A 21,081-nucleotide genomic window follows, 5' to 3' on the forward strand; every position below is an offset into this window, starting at 1 on the left:
ATTAATGAGCGGCTGATGTGGCTGGTTTGGAGCCTTTCTGCCAAATGAAGAAGATGATGAATAAGACAATCAGAATGCCAGGGAAGATCAATATTTTTTGAAGAGTTTCCTGTCCTGCCGCTAATTCCAACGCATCTCCGGCAAGTCCGGCTGCACTATTGGATGCTCTGGCTTGGTCAATCCAACCTCCGATGAAAGGCTGGAAGATCGCCGTAGAAAACATCCCGATACCACCGATGATGGACATACCGAGTGCTCCCGAAAGTGGTACCCTCTGAGCTACTGCACCGACCATCACTGGCCAGAAATAACATACTCCGATCGCAAAGACGAATGCAGCAACATAAGCCAAAGGACCTGTTACAGTACTGAAAAGGAAGATTCCAAGGGCAGCGAAAATCGACCCACCAAGAAGTACACCGGTTTGACCCAAAGCCTTGACCACTGGGCCTGCAAAGAATCGGCCGATTGCCATCACACCTGTTGTCAAAGCCAGGATCAACATTGGGCTAGCTCCACTTGCACCCATGATCAATCCTACCCACTGCTGAGGACCAAACTCGGAGATAGCGGTGAAGGCCATGGCGAAGAAGAGGAAGATAAACACAGGGCTGATCATTGCCTTCAGGTTGCTTCCAAGAGAAGTAGCACCTTCCACTTGTGGTTTCGGAAAGGCTTTTCCAAAGAAAAGAACAGCATAGGCGATCGTCGGGATCATCATCACCCAAACCTGTGATTGCCAAGCCATGCCAGAATCGGTCATGAATTTAGATACCAAGCTACCTATTACAATTCCACCGGGGAACCACATGTGGAATCTGTTGAGCATTTTATTCAGCGTAGATCCAGAGTACATATCTGCAATCAGTGGATTACATGCTGCTTCGGTACATCCATTGCCAAATCCGATAAACAAAGTCGAAATCAATAAGGTGGTATAGCCGTCCGCGAAGATGGTCATCAAAATCCCCAATGTATGGGTCACAAAGGCGATTCTCATAATGTTGGCAGGGCCGACTTTATGATAGAATATGCCTCCTAAAATCATGGAAATAGGGAATCCAAAGAACCACATGGAGTTAATAAAGCCCAGTTGCTCAGCTGAAAGGCCAAAGGAATCGCCCAACTGGGGGAGGATACCCGCCCTGATGGAAAATGAAAAGGCGGTGGTGATCAGCGCCAGACAACTTGCGTTGAAGAGGGCGCCTCGGTTGATGGTTTGAGTCATAGAAAGTGCTTTTGGTTTTTGGGTTGATTTAAACAAAGCTTGAAACGGTTCAAAATAGAAAAAAAAAAGGATTTAGCTCTCCCGTACTATAAATTATTCCTTAAATGGAAATAGGATTTTCCGCAATCCTGCCCGAAAAAATCCCTTGAGATTTACCCAATCGGAAAATTATCCTTCGTCAAAGGTCTACTGTTCACAATTGTTTGCCAGGAAAAAGCAGTATTAATTAGATTGAAAACCAGGTATAGTTTTCTAAATGGCCCAAGCCATGTTACCTCAAATTGAAAAAAGTATTATTCTAGCACCAAAAGTGATCCGGTGATTTTTTCTTCATACTGAAACAGAGGATTTCTTCCTACTAATACCACGACATAGGTTCCGGGCGAAATGAAGCTGCCGTTGATTGTTCCGTCCCATTCCAAAAATGCCTCTCCAAATGGGATTTCTTCTGATTTCTGGTAATGTACCAGGCTGCCTTGCCTGTTAATTATGTACAATTCAATTTCAGTGATTCCTTCGCTGATTCGGACTTCAAAATTCCGTTCAGGATCACCCAAGACCATTCCGGTGGGTATGACATAATCGAAACTACAGGCATCATATGTTCGGAATGAAGTGAAAAATTCGCATCCATCAACCGTGATTACTTTCAATGTATAATTTCCGGCTTCTTTGGGAGTGAAAACTGAATCCTCGGATATCAATTGATCCTCCAGTTGCCAATAATATTCCGAAAAATCTCCAGGGTCAAGCTTTGGGCCGGTTTTTCCCTTGGTACAGACACCATAGGTTTCTTCCAAAACCGGGGGAGTGAGCAGTTGACTTTCCTCAACTGGAACCAGGTTTCGGCCGATTTCACAGCCCAATTTGCTATAAACCACCACTTCGTAAGTGCCAGGCTTATTTACTTCTATTTCAAGCAACCCATCAAATGTGGTGAGTTCTTGCATATTGTCCTGAAGGTCGTAATATATCCATTCGGTGTCGGTTACCTCCTCTTCATTGGTCTTCAAGGTGATCGTGCTGGAGCTGGGTTGAGGGCATATTTTTTCTGCTTTCAATTCCATCGGAACAGAGGTAATCGGAGCTACCACCTCAAAAATGGCCGGAGAGACTGGGCAAAAGCCACTTTGGAGTGGTTGGACCAAAAGGGAATAAAAGCCCACATTTGGAGGGTAAAAAGTGGGTCCTCTGCCAACTATTTCGTCTCGGTCGTTAAACCAGCGGATACTGGCTTCCTCTGTTGAGATACCCTTGAGATCAATCTCATATTTGATTGGGTCAAAACACTTCTCTACGGCAAGAAAAGGTGTAAAAGTAATAGTGGAGGATAAGGTTGCGTTAAAGTCGATCCTTTTTTGACAGAGTCCCAGACTTGGGTTGGTACCTTCGCCTAAAATGGAATAAGCACCAGCGTCGGTCAGGGTGAAACTTTCACCTGTAGCGATGGTTTCGAAGCTTCCATCCGGAAAGGTCAGAGTGAATTTGAGATTTTGATCCGTCACCGGAGACAGTGAAAATGTCTCGCAGATATTCAAATCTGCAGGAATCGTAAATTCAGCCTGAGGGGCTTCTTCTATAGTGACCGTTTCGACAGGATATGTACATCCGTCTGCATTTATTTCTAATAGGTATGTACCGTTAATTAGATCGATGGTTGTCTGGCCGCTTGGCGGAATGGAGCCTTTTAGGATTTCTCCTTTACCCTCTACTAAAATTCGAAACTCACCTGTTGAAATTGGAGCTCCAAAATCCAATGAAACACTTCCTGTATTCACTCCATTATTGGAACAAGTTTCATTTACAACAGAAATGTTGGGGAGCTGTTGACTGGGTGGAATGGGGAGATTATCCGCATTCAAGGTCAACAATTGGGTGATTTGACAACCGGTTTTTTCTACAACCAAAGAATAGACATTGGGTTCCAAATTGGTATAAATAAGCTGTACCCCTGCATTCAGAGGACCTTCAATTACATTTAATTCAGGGATGTAAAGTGCATCTACATCCGTTTCGACGGTGATTTGGAAAGAGCCGTTTTGGTCGGTACAGTTATCTGGTAGGGCTAGGATTGCGGGTGTGATCTTGGGTGATTCTACTAACTCAAAACCAATGATTCTCTCTGAAATACAATCCGGATATTGCTCGTTGGTGGTTTGGAAAGTCACTAAATACAATCCAGGTCCGGATAGCTCTGAGGCTTCGAATTCGATCTCAAATCCTGTTGAAACGGGGCTTCTTGAACCGGTAAACTCTTTTTGGATAAACCAATCACCCGAAATTGGGGTATCAAGGCCGATCTGAATTGATTCTCCTTCGCAGATGGAAGTGCTCGAGGAAATTATCTTAAAGTCAATTGGCGGACCGACAAAAGTGGTTCCAATGATCAAGCAAGTTGTTTTTCCAGTAGCATCAGTTTGGTATAATTCCACCAAATGGTAGCCTTCGCTGTATGAAAGATAATTGTTGCCTGTACCCAACAGGTTACCGGTTACATCTTTCCATTCAATGGTAAATTCGGATAGGTTGGAAGTGGCGGGATCTAAAGCAGTCAATAGAGTCGGGGAACCAGCGCATAAAAGGTAATCAGGTAATAAAGCCAATTCGGGGCCTTGTTGGACCGTAACTGTTAGCTGATTTTGGTAATAGGCCGGATTAGTTCCCCTTCGGACACTCAATTGAACCGTATATGATCCAACCTCAGAAAAAACTACCTGAATGGTCTCCAATTGGGCTCCTCCAGTTCTGGCAAATATGGCCTTACCTGCTGAATCGGTAACCAGCCAATTGTAAACGTCCCCAGGATTACCTCCTCCACTGAAAGTGCCGACTACACCACCGAAAACAATACATAGGTTTTCCGGACCGACCAGTTGTGGGTCTGCCTTAATGGAAAAGTGATGGTCATGTAGAGGTAGGGGTAAGCTGTTGCCTCCGCTGAAAGAATAAAGCGGAAATAGCAAACTTGCCCAAACTAATAACAGCCTAATCTTCCCTTTTGGAAATTGAATCTTGGCCAATGAAGTACTTTTAAAGGAGGGATTATTTACAAAGGTAATTTTCCTTTGTGTTCAGGTAATGCTCTTTTTGTCAAAAAACGTTCCACCTACTTTTTATAGTATTTAAAATAGGATCACTGGATCCTTCGCCTGAAAGACTAAAAAATCTGTTAGAGAAGCAGATTAATGCTCACAACCCACAAAACGTGAATTTGTACTTCAATCTTTATTCAAATTTGCCACTAATAAGAATTCTGAAAATCCATAACCCAAAAGCAGATTAACCCAAACTGAATTTTCTCACCTGATAAAAGTCCAATCAGAACTGTCACTCATTGGGCCTGAGAATTCATATCCCTCTTGATTAAAGGATTTGAGCTCTTCCGGATTTTCAATCCGGTTCTTGATGGCAAAATTAGTCATCATTCCTCTGGCTTGTTTGGCAAAAAATCCGATGACCTGATAGGTTCCATTCTTGAATTCCTTGAAATGGATATTCACCAAAGGTGATTTTAGGGTATTGAGATGAACGGCTTTGAAGTATTCCTGAGAGGCTAAATTGACAATCGGTCTGCCGGCTGCGGCCTCATTGATCGCTTTGGCTATTTTTTTGTCCCAATATTCGTATAGGTTTTTGCCTTTTTTGGTCTCTAGCCGAGTGCCCATTTCCAGGCGGTAAGGCTGGATCAAATCAAGAGGTTTCAGAAGGCCATACAGCCCCGAAAGAATTCTCAGTTGCTTTTGAGCAAACTCAAAATCCTCAGAGGAGTAGCTGTCCACATCGATTTTAGTATAAACATCCCCGTTGAAAGCCAGAATAGCCTGCTTGGAATTTTCGAAATTGAATTCCTTTTGAAAGGTTTTGAATCGCTCCTCATTGAGTACTGCCAGATTTTCACTGACATGCATCAATTCAGAGATTTCTCTGGCGGTTTTTTTCTTCATCACCCCAATCAGGATTTTGATGTCTGATGAAAAGTCTGGCTGCGTAAATTCTTTAAAATTTGGAGTACTGTAATCGAGGGTTTTTGCGGGGGAAATCAGTATCAGCATACTATTGGATAATCGTAATCGCTTTGGTTTCGGTTTGGGTAAGATTTTGTTCTCTGGAAGTAAACTTCACTACGACAGCATATGTTCCATTTGGGACAAATCCACCGTTAACTACCCCATCCCAAGGGCAGAAAGGTTGCCTTGGTTCAAGGTTTTCGTGTTCACAGTAGAAGATCAATTCGCCCCAACGGTTAAAGATAAACACCTCAATATCATCAATGAAGTCATTTGCATATAGAATAAATCCGCGGTTGGGATCATTAAGTACCACGCCATTTGGATATGATACCCGGAGTCTACAATCTTCGTTGACCAGGAATGTTGCAATATATTCGCAGCCCAAATTATCAGAAACCCGAAGCTCATAATTCCCCGGCAGGGTAGGAGTGAAAATTGCATCCTGAGATACTTCCACACCATTCAAAAGCCAGCTATAATTATCATAATCCCCCGGATCGATGCTGGTTGTGATCCCTTCTATAGCACATATGGTAAATTCAACAGGGACAACCGGTGGAATTATGGTTGACTTGGCCACTACGCCATTGGCTCGGCCAAGTTCACAGCCAAACTCACTTCGGAGGAGTGCTTCGTAGGTTCCTTCTTGAGAAACTTGAATGATTGGTAAATTGTCAAATCCAAAGATTCGGGTTCGGGTACCGCCAACCACACTATACCATTCAATTTCATCAACCGATGTCAAATCCGCTATGATAGTGATAGACGTACTGGTTTGTTCGATACAGAAAGGAACCACGTCCAAACTCACGCTGACTGCTTCTGTCAGGATTTCGGCAGTGAAAGGGATTTCGCTGGTCGGGCAAAGTCCTCCGGCAGCAGGTTGGACTTCCAAGGAGTAATTTCCAGCACGACTTGGGACAAAAGTCTGCCTTCTTCCCACAATCACGCCCAATTCATCTTTCCAAAGGAAAATCACATCAGCCGGATCTGCATTGTTCAATACTGCCTCGTATCTAATTCCAGTTTGGCAATCGACAATCGGGCCGGCAAGTTCATAATCCAAGGGCTGAGTGATGGTCACGTTCATTTCAATTTCCTTTGGACAATTGACGCCGGTTGGATCTACACCTAGGATGGTGTAAAGTCCGGTTTGGGTAAGTGTGAAATTTCCCCCTGCATCGGGAGAAATGGTGGTTCCAGTAGAATTTCTGGCGGTGTAGTTTAATGGATCTGGACCGACTGGCGCAAAAATTAAATTTTCGCAAGCAGTCACATCCGTGGGCACTGAGAAAACTACTTCGAATTTTTGAGCAATGGAATAGAATGTAGGGTCAGGTACAGCACAACCAGAATTGTCTGCAACTTCTACCAGATAATCTCCATATGGTACCGCAATTTCAAATGTGGCTAGGTTTGGAAGAATACCAGTAAACACTTGGCCGTCACGCTGTCTCACTGCGGAATAGGTTCCGGTTTGGGCAGTTCCATTAGTAAAAGAAATCGTGATTTTTCCTGGTTCTACTCCATTAGGAGAACAGATCTCATCAGATGGTGTTGCTGAAAATGCATAGGGGGCAGGCGGATTTTGATTCTCCACAGTTACAGATGAGGAATAGAAACATCCCGTGCTGTTTTCTGCTTCAATCGTATAGATTCCAGGCAAAACCCCAATTATCGGGATCACATCTCCGGCATTTACATTGGAGAAAATCTGGCTTAGCTCAGGAATCCGAACAACAGAGGCATTAGCCTGCATCGTAATTTCAAATGATCCGTCTGCTGTGGTACAATCCGTGGCAGGGTTGGTTTGGGCCGCGACAAAGACCGGAAGCTCATTGACCAGCAAATCCAACTTCTTCTCAATTGTACATCCTGCCAAAATTGGATCCAGGGTTACAAAAATGATCTCGTATTGTCCGGGTCCCGGAAGGGTATTGATGAAGAGCTCCAATTCGAAAAATTCTCCCAGCGAAACTCTCGTGCCGCTGGCATTCAGGTCATAAAACCACTCTCCTGTAATCGGAGTATTTGGAGAAAATGTCACTGAAGTTTCTTCATAACAAACCTCAGTTGCTGATTGATTAAGGTCAAACTCAAATGCAGGCCCCACAAAAACTTCTGCAGTTGCGGGACAAGTTTCAAAAAGCAAAGCTTCATCATCAGACAATCCACTTGGCAATCTGAAACTCACTTCAACGGTGTAGATACTTTCTTCTGTCACATCAATGGAGTTGGAGTTTTCATCTCCAAATACCACTCCGGCAGCATTTGTCCACTGGAAATCATAGAGGCCATCGGCAGGATCATAGCCGTCTATAGCAGTCAGCGTTACAGGATTTCCAGCGCAAAGTGTGGCATCTGCAGCCAAAGTCAAAGTCGGCGGGGCGACTACTTCTATTTCTCCCTCTGCTGTGAAATAATCGGGATCACCGCATCGATCCACGCGTAGTTCAATGGTATAAATCCCAGGTAGGGTAAAGATTTGATCCAAAGTCTGGAACTGATCCCCCGGACCTCCATAATCGGACCTGATCACAGTCCCGTCCTCATGGGTTATGGTCCAGAAATAGGAATCAATGTCCGGTTCTCCTGCACCTTCCAAAAGAGCGCTGGCACCTAATTCCGGATCCAGACAAAGCCTTGGAGGAAAAGAAAGCGCTGGCTCTGGGATTGAGCTTCCTGAGTTCTGCACAAACGAGGGAAGACCGAGATTGGCAGTTCCAGGCATAGGTTCGACAGCATCTTGATTGAAAGTGCTGGTTCCGTTACAGCCTGATCCTACCTGTACCTGTCCGATTCGGTTATCTCCCACTACGGCGACATAAATCTGTCCGTCGGAGGCGATCTGCAGAGCACCGAGGTTTAGACTTGAGGTTCCTCCGACTGTTTTCTTGGTGGAAAGAATGCAGGCCTCTCGTTGTGCTCGGGTAGTGGCTGAGTCAAAGCAAGAAGGACAGGTTGCTGCGGTTGGATCGTCATTATCTATAGCTTTGATTATAAATTCCTCGATCCCGGGGCCACCGTTGCGATAGGAGACGAGCACACGATCGGAGTCTTGGTTGAATTCCAATCCATAGATATCGCCATTACATCCCAGGTCAAGTCGAGCATATTCTGTAAGCTCTCCGGTTTGTTGATCAAATTCAAAGATTTCAGTCTTGTTACATCCCCCTTCAGAAATGGTCACTGCCAGTTTGGTCCCGTCAGGGCTGAATTTCATGGCGCCGACACCAGAGTTGAATCCGTGATTGCCTCCCACGGAACTCATTACAGGTTGTCCTATGCCTTGCCCTGAAACCGGATAGGCCCTGAAAGTATTGTTTCCCAATTCATGAAACATCACCCAAGTAGTATCTCCACTCGAAAGCGCAGCCGATTGTTCGGTGGAGGGGCTGAATAGGAAGTTGTTTTTGGTAACCACGTTTCCGACGCCAGTCTGATTTTCAGATTTGATATCGACCAGTGAGTAGCTGACGGTATTGGTTCCTCCGGCAGTGGCCTGAGTCGTGAAAAGATAAAATAAGGTAGGTTGCTGGGCTACTGGAACTGCCAGAACCGACTGACTGGAGGTATTGTCCCCTCCTATACTGTCTCCGTTTGCCATCAGATCACCATTTAGATCCCAGACAGCTTGTCCGTCAGTGAAAAACAAGACTTGTCCAGCCTGATCTGAAATGGTGGTAGTTCCGGCCGGTATATTCTGGGGATGTCTTTCTGCAATCGGCCTGGGAGTCGGAGCTGTCGAATCATTTGGATCTGGATTGAAGTCCAAACCCGCTCCGTCACCGAAATACCAAATGTTGTTTGTTTGGTCTGGCAGATCCCAGATTTTCACCCGGATTTCGGCATAGGCGTAGCATTGTGAATCTGGTTCCCTGACCAAAACCCAATACAGCCCAGGTGTACAAACTTCATTTGCCTCTTTAGCGATCCACCCTCTGTCACGTTTATTGGACCAGAAATACTCGTATGTGTCGCCTCCACCTCCCGGAGGAGCTTCACCACCTTGCTCACCTTCCGCAGCTTGGGCTTGCAGAAGAGGATCCAGATCAATACAGCTCAGACAAAGTGTGGTATCAGATGGAGTAAAGTTTGCCTCCAGCTTATTTTCTGTCAGAGGAATTGTTTTGGGGATGCTTTGTTTAGTACCGTCGGCAAACTCCACAGTCAAGGTCACGGCTAAGCTTGTTCCCTGAGTCGCATCCTGAGGGATCAGAAAGTGCTCTTGGGTATAATCTGCAGGAAGTGGATTGCCGAGTGAATCAGTCAAAGGCGGTGAAAATTCCCAATTAAAGGAGACAGGCTGGTAGTTTTCAGGAGTGATGACACTCGTCAATTGCACCGGATTGTTTGAGCAGGGGGCGTCCGGTGCCCAGGTAAAATCTACAGTTGGGGTGATATCTGCATTTGGAGCGAAAACCGGAAAGATTTTACCGCAAAAATCAGTGCCATTGAATGGGTCTTCTTCCAAAGTAAGGAGCGAGAGATCAGGCTCATTTGGATTAGTGACACGCCCAATCAATTGTGGGCCACCGGCCACCTCTTCGTAAATATAATATAGCTGCCCGTCAGGCCCGGACTTGACATCATAGACTTGATTGAGTCCTGCAGTCAAAGGAATCTCTTCTGGAGTTGCGCTTAGGTCACTGGCAGGAACTCGGAAAAGCTGATTTCCTCTGGAAAAATAAATGAAAGAACCGTCCGCTGAAAAATCAGCTCCGCCTATGTCTCCACTTCCTCCTGATCCTGAGATAGGGGCTGGGGAGCCAAAATTCCCAGTGCCTGTATTGAACGGAATGACCAGAATGTCATCCCCGGCATTTTCTGAAATGACAATTAACCGGCTGTTTTCCTCATCAAAAACAATGGCTTTGGGAGTAAAAGGGATGGCCTCTGTATCTGTCTGTGTAAAACTCCCCTGTGTGGATTCCAATTCTCTCGAAATGAGTTGCCCAGCGTTGAAACTGATGAGATAGGAAGGGGAGGCCGGGGTTTTCACAACCAAAACAGCTCCGGAAGCGGGACCAATTGCCTGGTCTTTGACGGTGACTTCTCCCAAAGGCCTTTCATTTCCGGTAGCCTGTCCGGGGGCATTCATGTCTACTACTGCGTACTGAAGTTGGCCTCCCGGTGAGATATAAAATATATAAAAAAGCTTATTTCCTTCCGGATCATACTCCAGAAATCCGGTTGCCACTTTCTGGTGGCCGTCAATGTCTCCGTTCAATCCCGAACCCACACCTTGGATAGGTTGGGAACTGTAGTCATAGACCAGCTCGCCATTTGTGGCAAAAAGCGGCTGACCCGTGATCGGGTCGATAGCGAGTGCGTTGTTATTTGCTCCGATAATTACAGCTCCCGGAAGAGTCTGGACAGTTGCGGTGCCTCCTTTTCCGAAGGACAAATAGCTATTTGCTGCACTTGGGCTGCAATACCCAAAAATCCACTCGTTATCATTGAAGCCTTGGGCATACCCTAAACTGCTGATTCCGAAAAAGCTCAGAGAAATGAAGCTTGCAAAAATTAAAATGAACCTTATGGAAATAGGGCTGCTTTTCATATTTTTCGATCTGCTTACTAAAACAACCAAAGGGCTGGATCGTTTAGAAGCTAACTGAATACTCAAATAAACGAACAATTCCTTGTTACGGTCTCTGCGAAGTATGGTTTTTTTTACAGGGTTTTGGCTATGCCTTTCCCTGTCCGCCTCGGCACAAGATCCCCAATATAGCCAGTATTATGCTGCCCCGCTTTATCTAAACCCGGCAATGGCCGGTGGGGAACTCACCGGTCGCGTTGGCTTCAACTATCGAAACCAATGGCCTTCGATTGATGCCCAGTTCACAACATTTTCAGCGTATTACGATACTTACCTTCCGGATTACAACAGTGGAATAGGAATTCATGTGATGCAGGATACAGAAGGGGCTGCAAAACTTCGATCCACCACGATTTCAGCCATGTATTCCTATGAACTGAAATTGGGTGACAATTCTTATTTCCGTCCTGGATTCCAAGCCAGCTACATCCGTCGGGAAATTGGCTTTTATGAAAATCTGGTTTTTGCCAACCAAATCAACCCCAATGATCCATTTGGACCAATCTTTCCGGGAACTGATATTCCTGGATTGGGTGATCCGGTCGGGATGCTTTCACTTTCAGTCGGAGGATTGTTTTTCACCGAGAATCTTTGGGCAGGTTTTTCAGCCCACCATGTGAACGAACCAAACCAATCCTTTATCGAAGGGGTCAGTCCACTTCCGATGAAACTTTCCTTCCATGCAGGGTATCGGATTCCGCTGTCCGAAGGGGGCATGCGTGGAGATTTTACCCATTTGAGAAAGCAGCGCTCGCTAACACCAACAGTAAATTATAAGCAACAAGGACCTTTCCAGCAATTGGATGTTGGAGCCTATTTTTCCATTGAACCCATCGTTTTTGGACTTTGGTACAGAGGATTGCCCTTCAAGCCAGTGGAGGAACAGAGCAACCGGGATGCGATCGTTATGATGTTTGGAGTCAATCTTCTCAGCGGGCTCAATATTGGTTACAGTTTCGATTACACTGTTTCCCAACTGGGAATTCAGTCAGGAGGCGCGCATGAACTCAGCTTGTCCTGGACACTTCCCAATCAATACCAGGGAAAGCCTTCCCGCAGGGACACGATCTTGCCTTGTCCCAAATTCTAATTCCATATGTCTGTTGAAAATTTGAAATTCCTGATGATCGGGGTGCTGGTCTTTGGGTTTTCGTCAGAAAAAATTCTGGGATACCTCAATGTGAGAAACCCGGTTCCGAATGTTCCTCAAACTCTGGAAAATCATCTGGATCGGAAAAAACTCGAGGAAACAAAAGCCTATCAACTTGAGAATTTTCGGTTAAACTTCTTCGAGCAGGGGCTAGGATTCCTCCTTACCCTCATTTTTATTCTCCAAGGTTGGTTTGGAGATATCGATACCTGGATATCGAGCTTTGGCTATGGGCCTTTGGTGAGTACGCTGCTGTTTTTCGGACTGGTCATTGGGCTATCCTCCATTCCCAATATCCCTTTTGATTGGTATCAAACTTTTGTCATTGAAGAAAAATACGGGTTCAACAAAATGACCGTCCGAACTTTTATTCTGGATAAGCTCAAAGGCTTTGCCCTTGGGGCTTTGGTAGGAGGCGCTTTAATGCTGGTGTTTTTCTGGCTGATTCTCCGCATGGGATCAGATTTCTGGTGGCAGTTTTGGCTGATAGCGGCTGGTTTTATGGTCTTGGCCAACTTGTTTTATACTTCCTGGATCCTACCGCTTTTCAACAAGCTGACACCGCTGGAGAACGGTGAGTTGAGGGAAAAGATCCTCCAATATGCCAGATCGGTTGATTTTCCGCTCGACAATGTTTTTGTAATGGATGGCAGCAAGCGCTCTGCCAAGGCAAATGCTTTTTTCTCCGGAATGGGAAAAAGAAAGAAAGTCGTCCTCTATGATACGCTAATCGAGCAGCATTCCACTGATGAGTTGGTTGCTGTTTTGGCACATGAAGTGGGGCACTTTAAGAAAAAACATATTGTCTGGGGCATGGTCATTTCTGTACTTCAGACAGGGCTGATGCTGTTTTTGCTGGGAGGATTCATCTTTTCTGAAAATATCAGTTTGGCCCTGGGCGGCAACTCCTGGTCGGTAGGCTTGAATTTCATCGGGTTTTCATTGCTGATTTCACCTATTTCGACTGTTTTGGGATTGGTGATGAACTGGCTGAGCCGCAAAAATGAATTCGAAGCAGATGAATATGCCAAGCTGACTTTTGATGGAAAACCACTGGCCGAAGCGCTGAAAACGCTCTCCGTCAAAACTCTTAGCAACATCAATCCGCATCCTTGGTATGTGTTTGTGAATTATTCGCATCCTCCGTTATTGGAGCGATTGGAAAAGTTGGAAAGCTGATAGATTTCGGATTTCGGAACTGGGATTTCGGATTTTGTTCCCGGCTATTTTGGGAAACAATGGACTTGGAAATATCTTATTTAAGGTGTTCTCACAGATGTGAACAGATTTTCCATTGTTCGGCCTTATCGGAGGTTCTATGGGGAATGAAAAAGGCCGCCGAATCGAAACCCAGCGGCCTAAACAATTTTAATACGAGCCGTCGACTGTGGTCTGTGGACCGTTGACTACACCCTATAAAACTCTTCCCAGCCCTTTCTCGGCGGCATGCCTGCCAGGACTTGATTGGCAAGTGGATTGTTGGTGATTTGCCGTGTTTCCCGGTCAAATTCTATTTTCACACCCATCTGCTGAGCCATGACACCCAAACAAAATACCTGACTCAAAGGACCTGCAATTTCAAATGACGACCTCGTTTTTTCCTCTCCTTTGCAGGCTTTGAGGAAGTTAGCAAAGTGGTTAGATGGGCTGGCCGGTACTTCCGGCAGTTTTGATTCCCATTCTTTGGCCTTTTCCGCAGGGATAATAGAAAGCGTACTTCCATGCGATCCGCCTTTGAAAGTCAATTCCTTGCTGTAAATAATTTTCCCCGGGTTTAGCTTGGCCGGTTGAATCTTCCCATTGCTAGCAGGTGGAATGTTTGGATCCAACTCCGAAACTCCATATCCATCAGGCACTGAGGGGATATTGTCCATGCCATCCTGCCAAGTAATAGTCAATGGAGGCATTGCACCTCTTTCCGGAAATTTGAATTCCAGTGTGGTTGACATTGGGAAAAAGAAGGCGTTATGTCCCGTGAGTTTGGTAGGATTGACCTCATAGGGAAGGCCAAGCTCCAGAAATTCATGTGCCGTGTCGATGATATGTGCGCCCCAGTCTCCCAGTGCACCCATTCCGAAATCGTACCAGCATCTCCACTGTCCGTTGTGGTAATCTTTGTTGAAAGGATGCGGTCGGGCCTGACTGGTCCAGACATCCCAATCCAAGGTGGAGGGAAGTGGTTCTGCAGCTGGGAAACGGGTGATTTTCGGATCCCAATCGTGCCAGCGTCTGCGGCTGTTCATGTGAGCCGTGATGGCGGTTACATCCTTGATGATTCCGGCTTCTTTCCAAGCTTTAAACTGGAAGTAGTTGGCTTCCGAATGGCCCTGGTTTCCCATTTGGGTGGCCAGTTTGGGATTTTTCTTAGCTGCCGCGATCATCAGATCCACTTCCTGGAATGTTCTCGCCATTGGCTTTTCCACATAGACATGTTTTCCTTCTGCCAAAGCCATCATGGTCACCGGAAAGTGGGAAAAGTCCGGCGTAGCAATACTCACTGCCTCAAATTCACCGTCGATCTCATCGAACATCTTTCTGAAATCCTGAAACTTTTTTGCCTGAGGAAACATATTCATGACTTCCAAAGTCTGCTGTGCACCCATATCCACATCACAAAGAGCGACTACATTGCAGAGACCTGTTTTGTGGAGTTCTTTGATGATGTCAGCGCCTCGGTTTCCGATGCCGATGCAGGCCAGGTTGACTTTGTCAGAAGGAGCCACATAGCCCATGGACTTGCCAAGAACTGCCGGCGAAATCAGGGTAAATCCCGAAAGCCCCAATGCAGCAGTGGCTCCGGTTTTCAAAAAGTCTCTTCGATTGGTTGACATAATGGGGTTGTTTTGGGTAGAAAAGAAGCAATCCTCCAAGGGTTTGGAATCACTTGGAGGGTTCAGGAATTAAATTACTTTCCAATCTACCCAGCAAAAGTCGATTTTGGGAGGAAGTAGTGAAAAATCAACGGAAACGATATCGTGAAAATTTTATGTGTTTGTGGATAAGAAATGTGAGTAAAATATTTTTTCCAAATCCGGCCATTTTCCTGAGAATTAGCTGTTTTTACCTTTCTAATCTGGTATTTTTCGCAATTTTAAACCAATGGGGACAAAATTAATGGATATACTGAACCAATTTCGAATACCTTTTTAAACAGATTAAAGAAAGCTCAATAAAGCTAATGGCTAACCTTTGGAGGTAGAAACATTAAGATGATAGTAGTATTTTCGAAAGCATGGTAAGTACTATATAATAAAATAGCTGTTTAGAGTACCCCTATTTATTTCCTCTTATGCTGAGCCCACCATTTTACACTGATCGGCAAAAAAACTTTCAAAGCGAATTTGTATTTAAACTCAGCTGCATTTGGGTAATCGTAAATACTGCTGTGATGGTGTCGGGTATGTTGATTTATACCCCGGCTTCTTTTTGGCGATGGATTTTAAATATCCTGATTGTTGCCGCCATAGGTTTGATCTCCCTGATCCTCAACCGGATTGGTCATACCAAGATCGCTTCGTACGTGCTTCCCGGTTTCCTTTTTATTCATATTTTGCGGCTGACCTACACAGGCGGGGGAACCAGCTTGCCCGGCATCATGGCTTACGTACCGATTGTACTGACTACCGGCTTTTTGCTTGGAAGAAATAAGGGTTTGGTGATGGCTTTTTTATGTATTGCAGCAACATTTGGAATTGCATCGTTGGAGGTTCAAAACCTGCTTCCTGAATTTAACTTTTCAAGATCGCCCATTGGCAGGGCAATCGCTCTGAGCCAACCCGTTTTCATTACAGCAGCAATCCAATTTTTTGCTGCTGCACATATTGAAAATGCCTACCGGGAACTTGGTATATCAGAGTCAAATCTTCAGGCAATCATGAGCACCACTGATGTCGGTTACTTGTTGGTAGATGCCCAAAAGAAAATAATTTCATTTAATAAGGCTTCAATAGATTTTGTGGAGCGTGAGCTAAACACCACATTGAAAGTTGGAGATGACTTAGCCTCATTTTTTAGGAAAGAGAGATTGGAAGAAGGAGTCAAAATGGCGGACGATGCACTTTCAGGAAATAAGATAAGCTATGAAGTCTCTAATGCCCAACCGGACGGGATCATTAATTATTACCGAATTAATATGGCTCCTGTGGGGATCAAAGCGCCTTTTTCAGGCCTCTTGCTAGGCCTTACCAATATTACCGGGCTGAAAAATGCAGAAAATGAAATTCGAAGTCTGAATGAAACGCTGGAGGCAAAGGTCGAGGAACGCACTGCCAAGTTGCAGGAAGCCAATCGGCAACTTGAGGCATTCAGTTATACCGTTTCCAATGATTTGCAAGCTCCCTTGCAGGTCATAAATGGTTATGGAAACCTGCTTCTACATACCCAATCTGCAAAATTGGATAGAGAAGGGAGGGATTTTTTGGCAATTATCGGTGAGAAAGTAAATCAGATGAGTCAACTGATCCAAGATCTGCTTCAGTTTTCCAAGTCGGGCAAATCGCCACTTCATTTGGTAGAGGTGAATATGAAGGAGATGGTGGAGGAAGTGGTGAATGAAATCCGTTTAGCCAATTATGGATCAAAAATCACCATGAAAATCGGCGGGTTACCCACTGATAAGTGCGACCCGGTGCTTATGCGACAGGTATGGGCAAACCTTATTTCGAATGCAGTGAAATTTTCAGGAAAAGTAGCTATGCCATCCGTAGAAATAGGCTTTGAGCAACGGGGTGGAGCCAATGTGTACTTTGTAAAGGACAATGGAGTCGGGTTTGATATGGCGCATGCCGATAAGTTGTTTAAAGTATTCAATAGACTTCATTCCACTGAAGACTTTAAAGGTGCCGGGGTTGGTCTAGCTGCCGCAAAGCAAATAATAGACAAGCATGGAGGTAAAATATGGCCCTATGCACGACCAAATGAAGGCGCATCATTTTATTTTACCTTAAGCTAAAATATGCCCCGTGAAACGAATAGAAGGTCATTACTCCTCGCATTCCAATTCAATTTATCCATAGTGGAGCGGTTATAGTTTGAAATAATTCCTTTAAAAAGGAGCCATAGGAATTTTAAAACGGATAGAGGGGTATTGAAAAGCCAAAAATGATTTCTGTAAATCATGCAAAAGACTCGGGAGAAAGGTCTATAAAACAGCTTCCATAGGTAGTGAAACCATCAATGAATGAAATTTAGGATGATATGATGAAAAGTGGCTTTGGTGATTTTTCCAATAACATCAGATAAATCATGCTTAATAAAATAACCAGCGCCATTAGGCTCTATTTTCTTGTGTTTCTCTTGTCCGGTGCGATTTTGGGCATAGGGATTTATGGCATTTACCAGTTGAATGTCATGAATGAAAATACCAAAACGCTATACGCGGATAGGGTGGTACCAATAGAACAACTAGCGGCTATCCGGCATTCCTACATCTATGATATTCTATTTCGCTTTGTTGATCTGGAAAATCGCACAAATGAACCTGACCTGTTACTCCGGGAAATCGAAGAAACACAACAGGTGATTGAAAAAAGTTGGGAGAGCTATAAGAAAACCTACCTTACTCCTGAGGAGGTGGAACTGGTAACCCAGACAGAATTGCTGAAAGAAAATGTTGACAGTGCCATAAGCACCATAAAGCAACGGATAAGAAATGATAATCAAGTTGAAGACTTAGTTGATGAAGCACAAAGGGCTGCTTTCAATGCTATTACAGGAAAGCTAAACGAGTTGATTGACCTGCAAGTGGGAATCAGTACCCAAGTGAGCAAGGGTAACGAACAGCTCTATCGAGACACGACCAAAAAATTTATACTCTTTATTGTAATTGCCTTGCTTTCTGCACTGGGATTGGCCTACATCCTATTGAAAGGGATTTGGGAGCTAATCTTAAACTTGGAAGGAAGCAACAGATTGTTAAAATCCAGTGAAGCAAAATACCGCGCCTTTATCGAGAATGCAGGAGATTCCATTTTCATTTTGGACAATGAACTCAATATTTCTGAAGTAAATGAGAGTGCCTGCAACTTGTTGGGTTATACACGGGAAGAACTTAAACAAACAAAATATTCAGTAATTAATCCTACTTGGAATACTGAAACAAATTCGGAAGGATTCCTTGCCCAAAGCCTGGATGAGGGGAAAGTGTACCAAAGCCAGTTGAAAAGAAAAAACGGCACCCTGGTAGAAATTGAAGTCAATATAAAAGTCTTGGAAAATGTTGGCTTTATCTCTATTGCTCGTGATACCACCGAACGTAGAAAAGTTGAACTTGCCATCAAACAGTCGGAAGAAAAATACCGTGACTTGTTTAACAAAACCCCTGCCTTTATCACAATCTGGGATATTGAATCCTTTACAATCTTGGAGGTAAATAATACGGTGATTGAAAAATTTGGCTATACCCTTCAAGAATGGGAGGGGATGTCGGTATTGCAATATCGTCCACCGGAAGAACATGACCAGGTTAAAGAATCTGCGAGACTTCTACTGAATGAAGGCCAACCCGTTTTCCATGAAATGGGTACCCAGATCAAGAGAAATAGTGAGACCATGCAGGTGGAAATTTCATCGCACAAAATCATCTATAAAAACCGGCCAGCAGTTCTATCTCATGCCAGGGATGTAACCGAGCAAAAGAAAGCTGAAGAAGAACTCAGGAAAAGCGAGGTTCAATTTCGCTCCTTAATTGACCATGCGGCGGATGCTATTTTTATGGTGACGGATTGGGGGATGATTTTTGATGTCAACCAAAGTGCCTCAACCTTGTTCCAATACTCCAGGGATGAACTGATAGGAATGTCAGTTTTGGACCTTTATCCCGAGCAGATTAGGTCAACAGTTCCCATTATAATTTGGGATCCCTTAAAACAAAGCAATATCTATATCAACGAAACAGTATTGTATCGCAAAGACGGACAAGGTGTCCATGTTGAAATCAGCAGAAAAATGCTGCCAGATGCCACGGGGACGATTGCAATTGTGCGAGATATAACTGAGCGATTTAAGGCAGAGGAGAAGCTGAGGCAAAGCGAGGAGAAATACCGCTCTCTGACAGAAAATATAACAGATGCAATTGTTCTTACAGATGCTGATAATGTGACTATTTACCGCAGTCCAGCCACAGAACGCATAACCGGCTATACAGACGAAGAAGCCCAGAACATAAACTTGCTTGACCTTGTGCATCCTGATGATAAAGCTCACAGTGTCGAAGGCTATCTTAAAGCAATGAATGAACCGGGAGTTCCAGATCATTTCAAAGTAAGAATTCGGCATAAGAAAGGTCATTTTGTGTGGATCGAAGGAACCACACTTAATATGTTCCACAATGAAAGCATCAAAGCTTTGGTAACTAATTTCAGAGATATTACCCTGCGAAAGCAAGTTGAAGAACAATTGGCATTGTCAGCTTTGATCGTAAATTCAACAGATGATGCAATCATAAGTAAAACCGTAGAGGGTGAGATTACCTCCTGGAACCATGGTGCTGAGAAAGTTTTGGGTTACACAGCCGAAGAAGCTATCGGTCAGTCAATTTACATGCTGATCGCTCCTGAACTGTTTGAGGAAGAAGTTATGATTTCGGAAAACATCAAACAGGGAAAATCGGTTGACCACTACGAAACCCGTAGAATTAGAAAAGATGGAAGGGTGATCAATGTTTCCCTGACTATTTCTCCAATTATGGGCGAGTCCGGCCAGGTGATAGGTGCTTCTAAAATCATGCGGGATATCACTGAACAAAAAACCATGGAATTGGAGCGGGACAAAATCATGGATGAGCTGATTCAACGGAACCGTGACTTGGAGCAATTCTCATACATCGTTTCCCACAATCTTCGTGCGCCGGTGGCAAACATAATTAGTATAAGCGATTTCATGCTGCGACCAAGTTTGAATCCGGCCAAAAAAGAACAATTGGGTGAGGGCTTGGCTAAATCTGTACTTGCTCTTGATGGAGTCATCAAAGATCTAAACCAAATTCTACAGTCCAAACGAGAGGTTAGTGAGCATACTTCCAGTGTTAATTTTTCTGAACTACTCCATGCAATCAAGCTCAGCATTGCCAATCTGGTGGAGGAGAACCGAGTTCATTTTATAATTGACTTTGCCGAGGTCGATGAAATGGTTACCCTCAAAAGCTATCTTTACAGTATCTTTTATAATCTGATTACCAATAGCATCAAATACCGGCAACCGCATATCGATCCGATAATCGAAATCGCAAGCAAGTTGACAGATTCAGGGATCGAAATTAAGTTTAAGGATAATGGACTTGGTATCGACCTCCAGAAAAAGGGAGAACAAGTGTTTGGTCTGTACAAGCGATTTCATTCCCATACCGAAGGGAAAGGAATGGGATTATATATGGTCAAAACTCAGGTAGAAACACTCGGGGGAAAAATCTCCATTGAGAGTGAAGTCAGCATTGGGACAACCTTCAAAATCGAATTTGGAAAACCGGGAAAATAAACTTGATTTATATTATCTATATGGAAGACAAGATTGATTTTATACTGGTTGATGATGATCCCATCAATAACATGCTCAGTGAATTGACCATAACAGATGTATTTCCAGATGCAAAAATCATTGCCTTTACCAATCCAAAAGAAGGACTTGAATTTTTGTTAACTCCTTTGGTGTCATCCAATGGAAAGAAATTAATTCTGTTTTTGGACCTCAATATGCCAATCATGAGCGGATGGGAGTTTTTAGCGCAATTTGAAATGGCAGAACCTGGAGTCAAAGACCAGTTACAGATCAACATTCTCTCTTCATCTGTGGATCCGATGGATTTGGAAAAAGCTAAGCAAAACGCCTACGTCAATGATTTCATTGAGAAACCTCTCACTGAGGAAGTGCTGATTTCATTGGTTTCCCGGTGAAATGAAATCAAAAGATTTTCTCTTGGAGAAAGCAATTGAAAATAGTTGGTGACTCCCAGTTTGATTGTCCAGTTTTTTAAGGAAAGCTTAGGCTTGAGGTGAATAAGATTTTCCCATCCTCCAATAAACATTTCAAAGTTCTCTGTCTTCCTTCCATTTGAACCCAGGCGGCTAGTCCTTTGGAAGGGTGTTTCAGATAATTC

The 21,081-nt window shown here is 44.1% G+C and carries 10 protein-coding genes; 5 read left to right on the plus strand and 5 right to left on the minus strand.

Features of this window, described 5'->3' with window-relative positions; translation table 11 throughout:
- Position 1 precedes the first annotated feature (1 nt).
- The 4 genes from B0E43_RS29735 to B0E43_RS29750 all read right to left on the minus strand — a co-directional run bounded on the left by B0E43_RS29735 (position 2) and on the right by B0E43_RS29750 (position 10,801).
- Positions 2-1,228: a sugar MFS transporter gene (locus B0E43_RS29735; RefSeq protein WP_077349376.1), complete on the minus strand. Its 1,227-nt coding sequence runs from the start codon at positions 1,226-1,228 to the stop codon at positions 2-4.
- 293 nt (positions 1,229-1,521) lie between these two features.
- Positions 1,522-4,191 carry a hypothetical protein gene (locus B0E43_RS29740; RefSeq protein WP_139352724.1) on the minus strand — a complete coding sequence of 890 codons (2,670 nt, stop codon included), beginning with the start codon at positions 4,189-4,191 and terminating at the stop codon, positions 1,522-1,524.
- Positions 4,192-4,527: 336 nt separating this feature from the next.
- On the minus strand, positions 4,528-5,280 hold the full coding sequence (gene yaaA, locus B0E43_RS29745) for a peroxide stress protein YaaA (RefSeq protein ID WP_077349160.1): 753 nt from the start codon (positions 5,278-5,280) through the stop codon (positions 4,528-4,530).
- Position 5,281: 1 nt separating this feature from the next.
- Positions 5,282-10,801: a gliding motility-associated C-terminal domain-containing protein gene (locus tag B0E43_RS29750; RefSeq protein WP_077349162.1), complete on the minus strand. Its 5,520-nt coding sequence runs from the start codon at positions 10,799-10,801 to the stop codon at positions 5,282-5,284.
- A 103-nt stretch (positions 10,802-10,904) separates the two neighbouring features.
- Here B0E43_RS29750 and B0E43_RS29755 point away from each other — a divergent pair, with 103 nt between their 5' ends.
- Together B0E43_RS29755 and B0E43_RS29760 are read left to right on the plus strand one after the other, a co-directional pair.
- On the plus strand, positions 10,905-11,930 hold the full coding sequence (locus B0E43_RS29755; protein ID WP_077349164.1) for a type IX secretion system membrane protein PorP/SprF: 1,026 nt from the start codon (positions 10,905-10,907) through the stop codon (positions 11,928-11,930).
- 6 nt (positions 11,931-11,936) lie between these two features.
- Positions 11,937-13,169, plus strand: coding sequence for a M48 family metallopeptidase (locus tag B0E43_RS29760; protein ID WP_077349166.1), 1,233 nt, complete (start codon positions 11,937-11,939; stop codon positions 13,167-13,169).
- A gap of 227 nt (positions 13,170-13,396) precedes the next feature.
- Here the strand turns inward: B0E43_RS29760 and B0E43_RS29765 are convergent, their stop codons facing one another.
- Positions 13,397-14,821: a Gfo/Idh/MocA family oxidoreductase gene (locus B0E43_RS29765; RefSeq protein WP_077349168.1), complete on the minus strand. Its 1,425-nt coding sequence runs from the start codon at positions 14,819-14,821 to the stop codon at positions 13,397-13,399.
- Between the two features lie 458 nt (positions 14,822-15,279).
- Here B0E43_RS29765 and B0E43_RS29770 point away from each other — a divergent pair, with 458 nt between their 5' ends.
- From B0E43_RS29770 to B0E43_RS29780, 3 genes are all read left to right on the plus strand, one after another.
- Complete coding sequence (locus B0E43_RS29770; protein WP_077349171.1) at positions 15,280-16,941, plus strand: ATP-binding protein; 1,662 nt, start codon at positions 15,280-15,282, stop codon at positions 16,939-16,941.
- 293 nt (positions 16,942-17,234) lie between these two features.
- Entirely contained in the window at positions 17,235-20,462 is a 3,228-nt protein-coding gene (locus B0E43_RS29775) for a PAS domain S-box protein (RefSeq protein WP_077349173.1), read from the plus strand.
- A gap of 2 nt (positions 20,463-20,464) precedes the next feature.
- Positions 20,465-20,878, plus strand: coding sequence for a response regulator (locus tag B0E43_RS29780; RefSeq protein ID WP_077349175.1), 414 nt, complete (start codon positions 20,465-20,467; stop codon positions 20,876-20,878).
- Positions 20,879-21,081: the final 203 nt, after the last annotated feature.

Origin of the sequence: Algoriphagus sp. A40 (genome assembly GCF_002002735.1) — a bacterium.
GTDB lineage: Bacteria > Bacteroidota > Bacteroidia > Cytophagales > Cyclobacteriaceae > Algoriphagus.

Coding starts and splice junctions, on each gene's coding strand:
- B0E43_RS29770 (WP_077349171.1), top strand. CDS start 15,280: ATGCTGAGCCCACCATTTTACACTGATCGGCAAAAAAACTTTCAAAGC.
- B0E43_RS29760 (WP_077349166.1), top strand. CDS start 11,937: ATGTCTGTTGAAAATTTGAAATTCCTGATGATCGGGGTGCTGGTCTTT.
- B0E43_RS29775 (WP_077349173.1), top strand. CDS start 17,235: ATGCTTAATAAAATAACCAGCGCCATTAGGCTCTATTTTCTTGTGTTT.
- B0E43_RS29755 (WP_077349164.1), top strand. CDS start 10,905: ATGGTTTTTTTTACAGGGTTTTGGCTATGCCTTTCCCTGTCCGCCTCG.
- yaaA (WP_077349160.1), bottom strand. CDS start 5,280: ATGCTGATACTGATTTCCCCCGCAAAAACCCTCGATTACAGTACTCCA.
- B0E43_RS29735 (WP_077349376.1), bottom strand. CDS start 1,228: ATGACTCAAACCATCAACCGAGGCGCCCTCTTCAACGCAAGTTGTCTG.
- B0E43_RS29750 (WP_077349162.1), bottom strand. CDS start 10,801: ATGAAAAGCAGCCCTATTTCCATAAGGTTCATTTTAATTTTTGCAAGC.
- B0E43_RS29765 (WP_077349168.1), bottom strand. CDS start 14,821: ATGTCAACCAATCGAAGAGACTTTTTGAAAACCGGAGCCACTGCTGCA.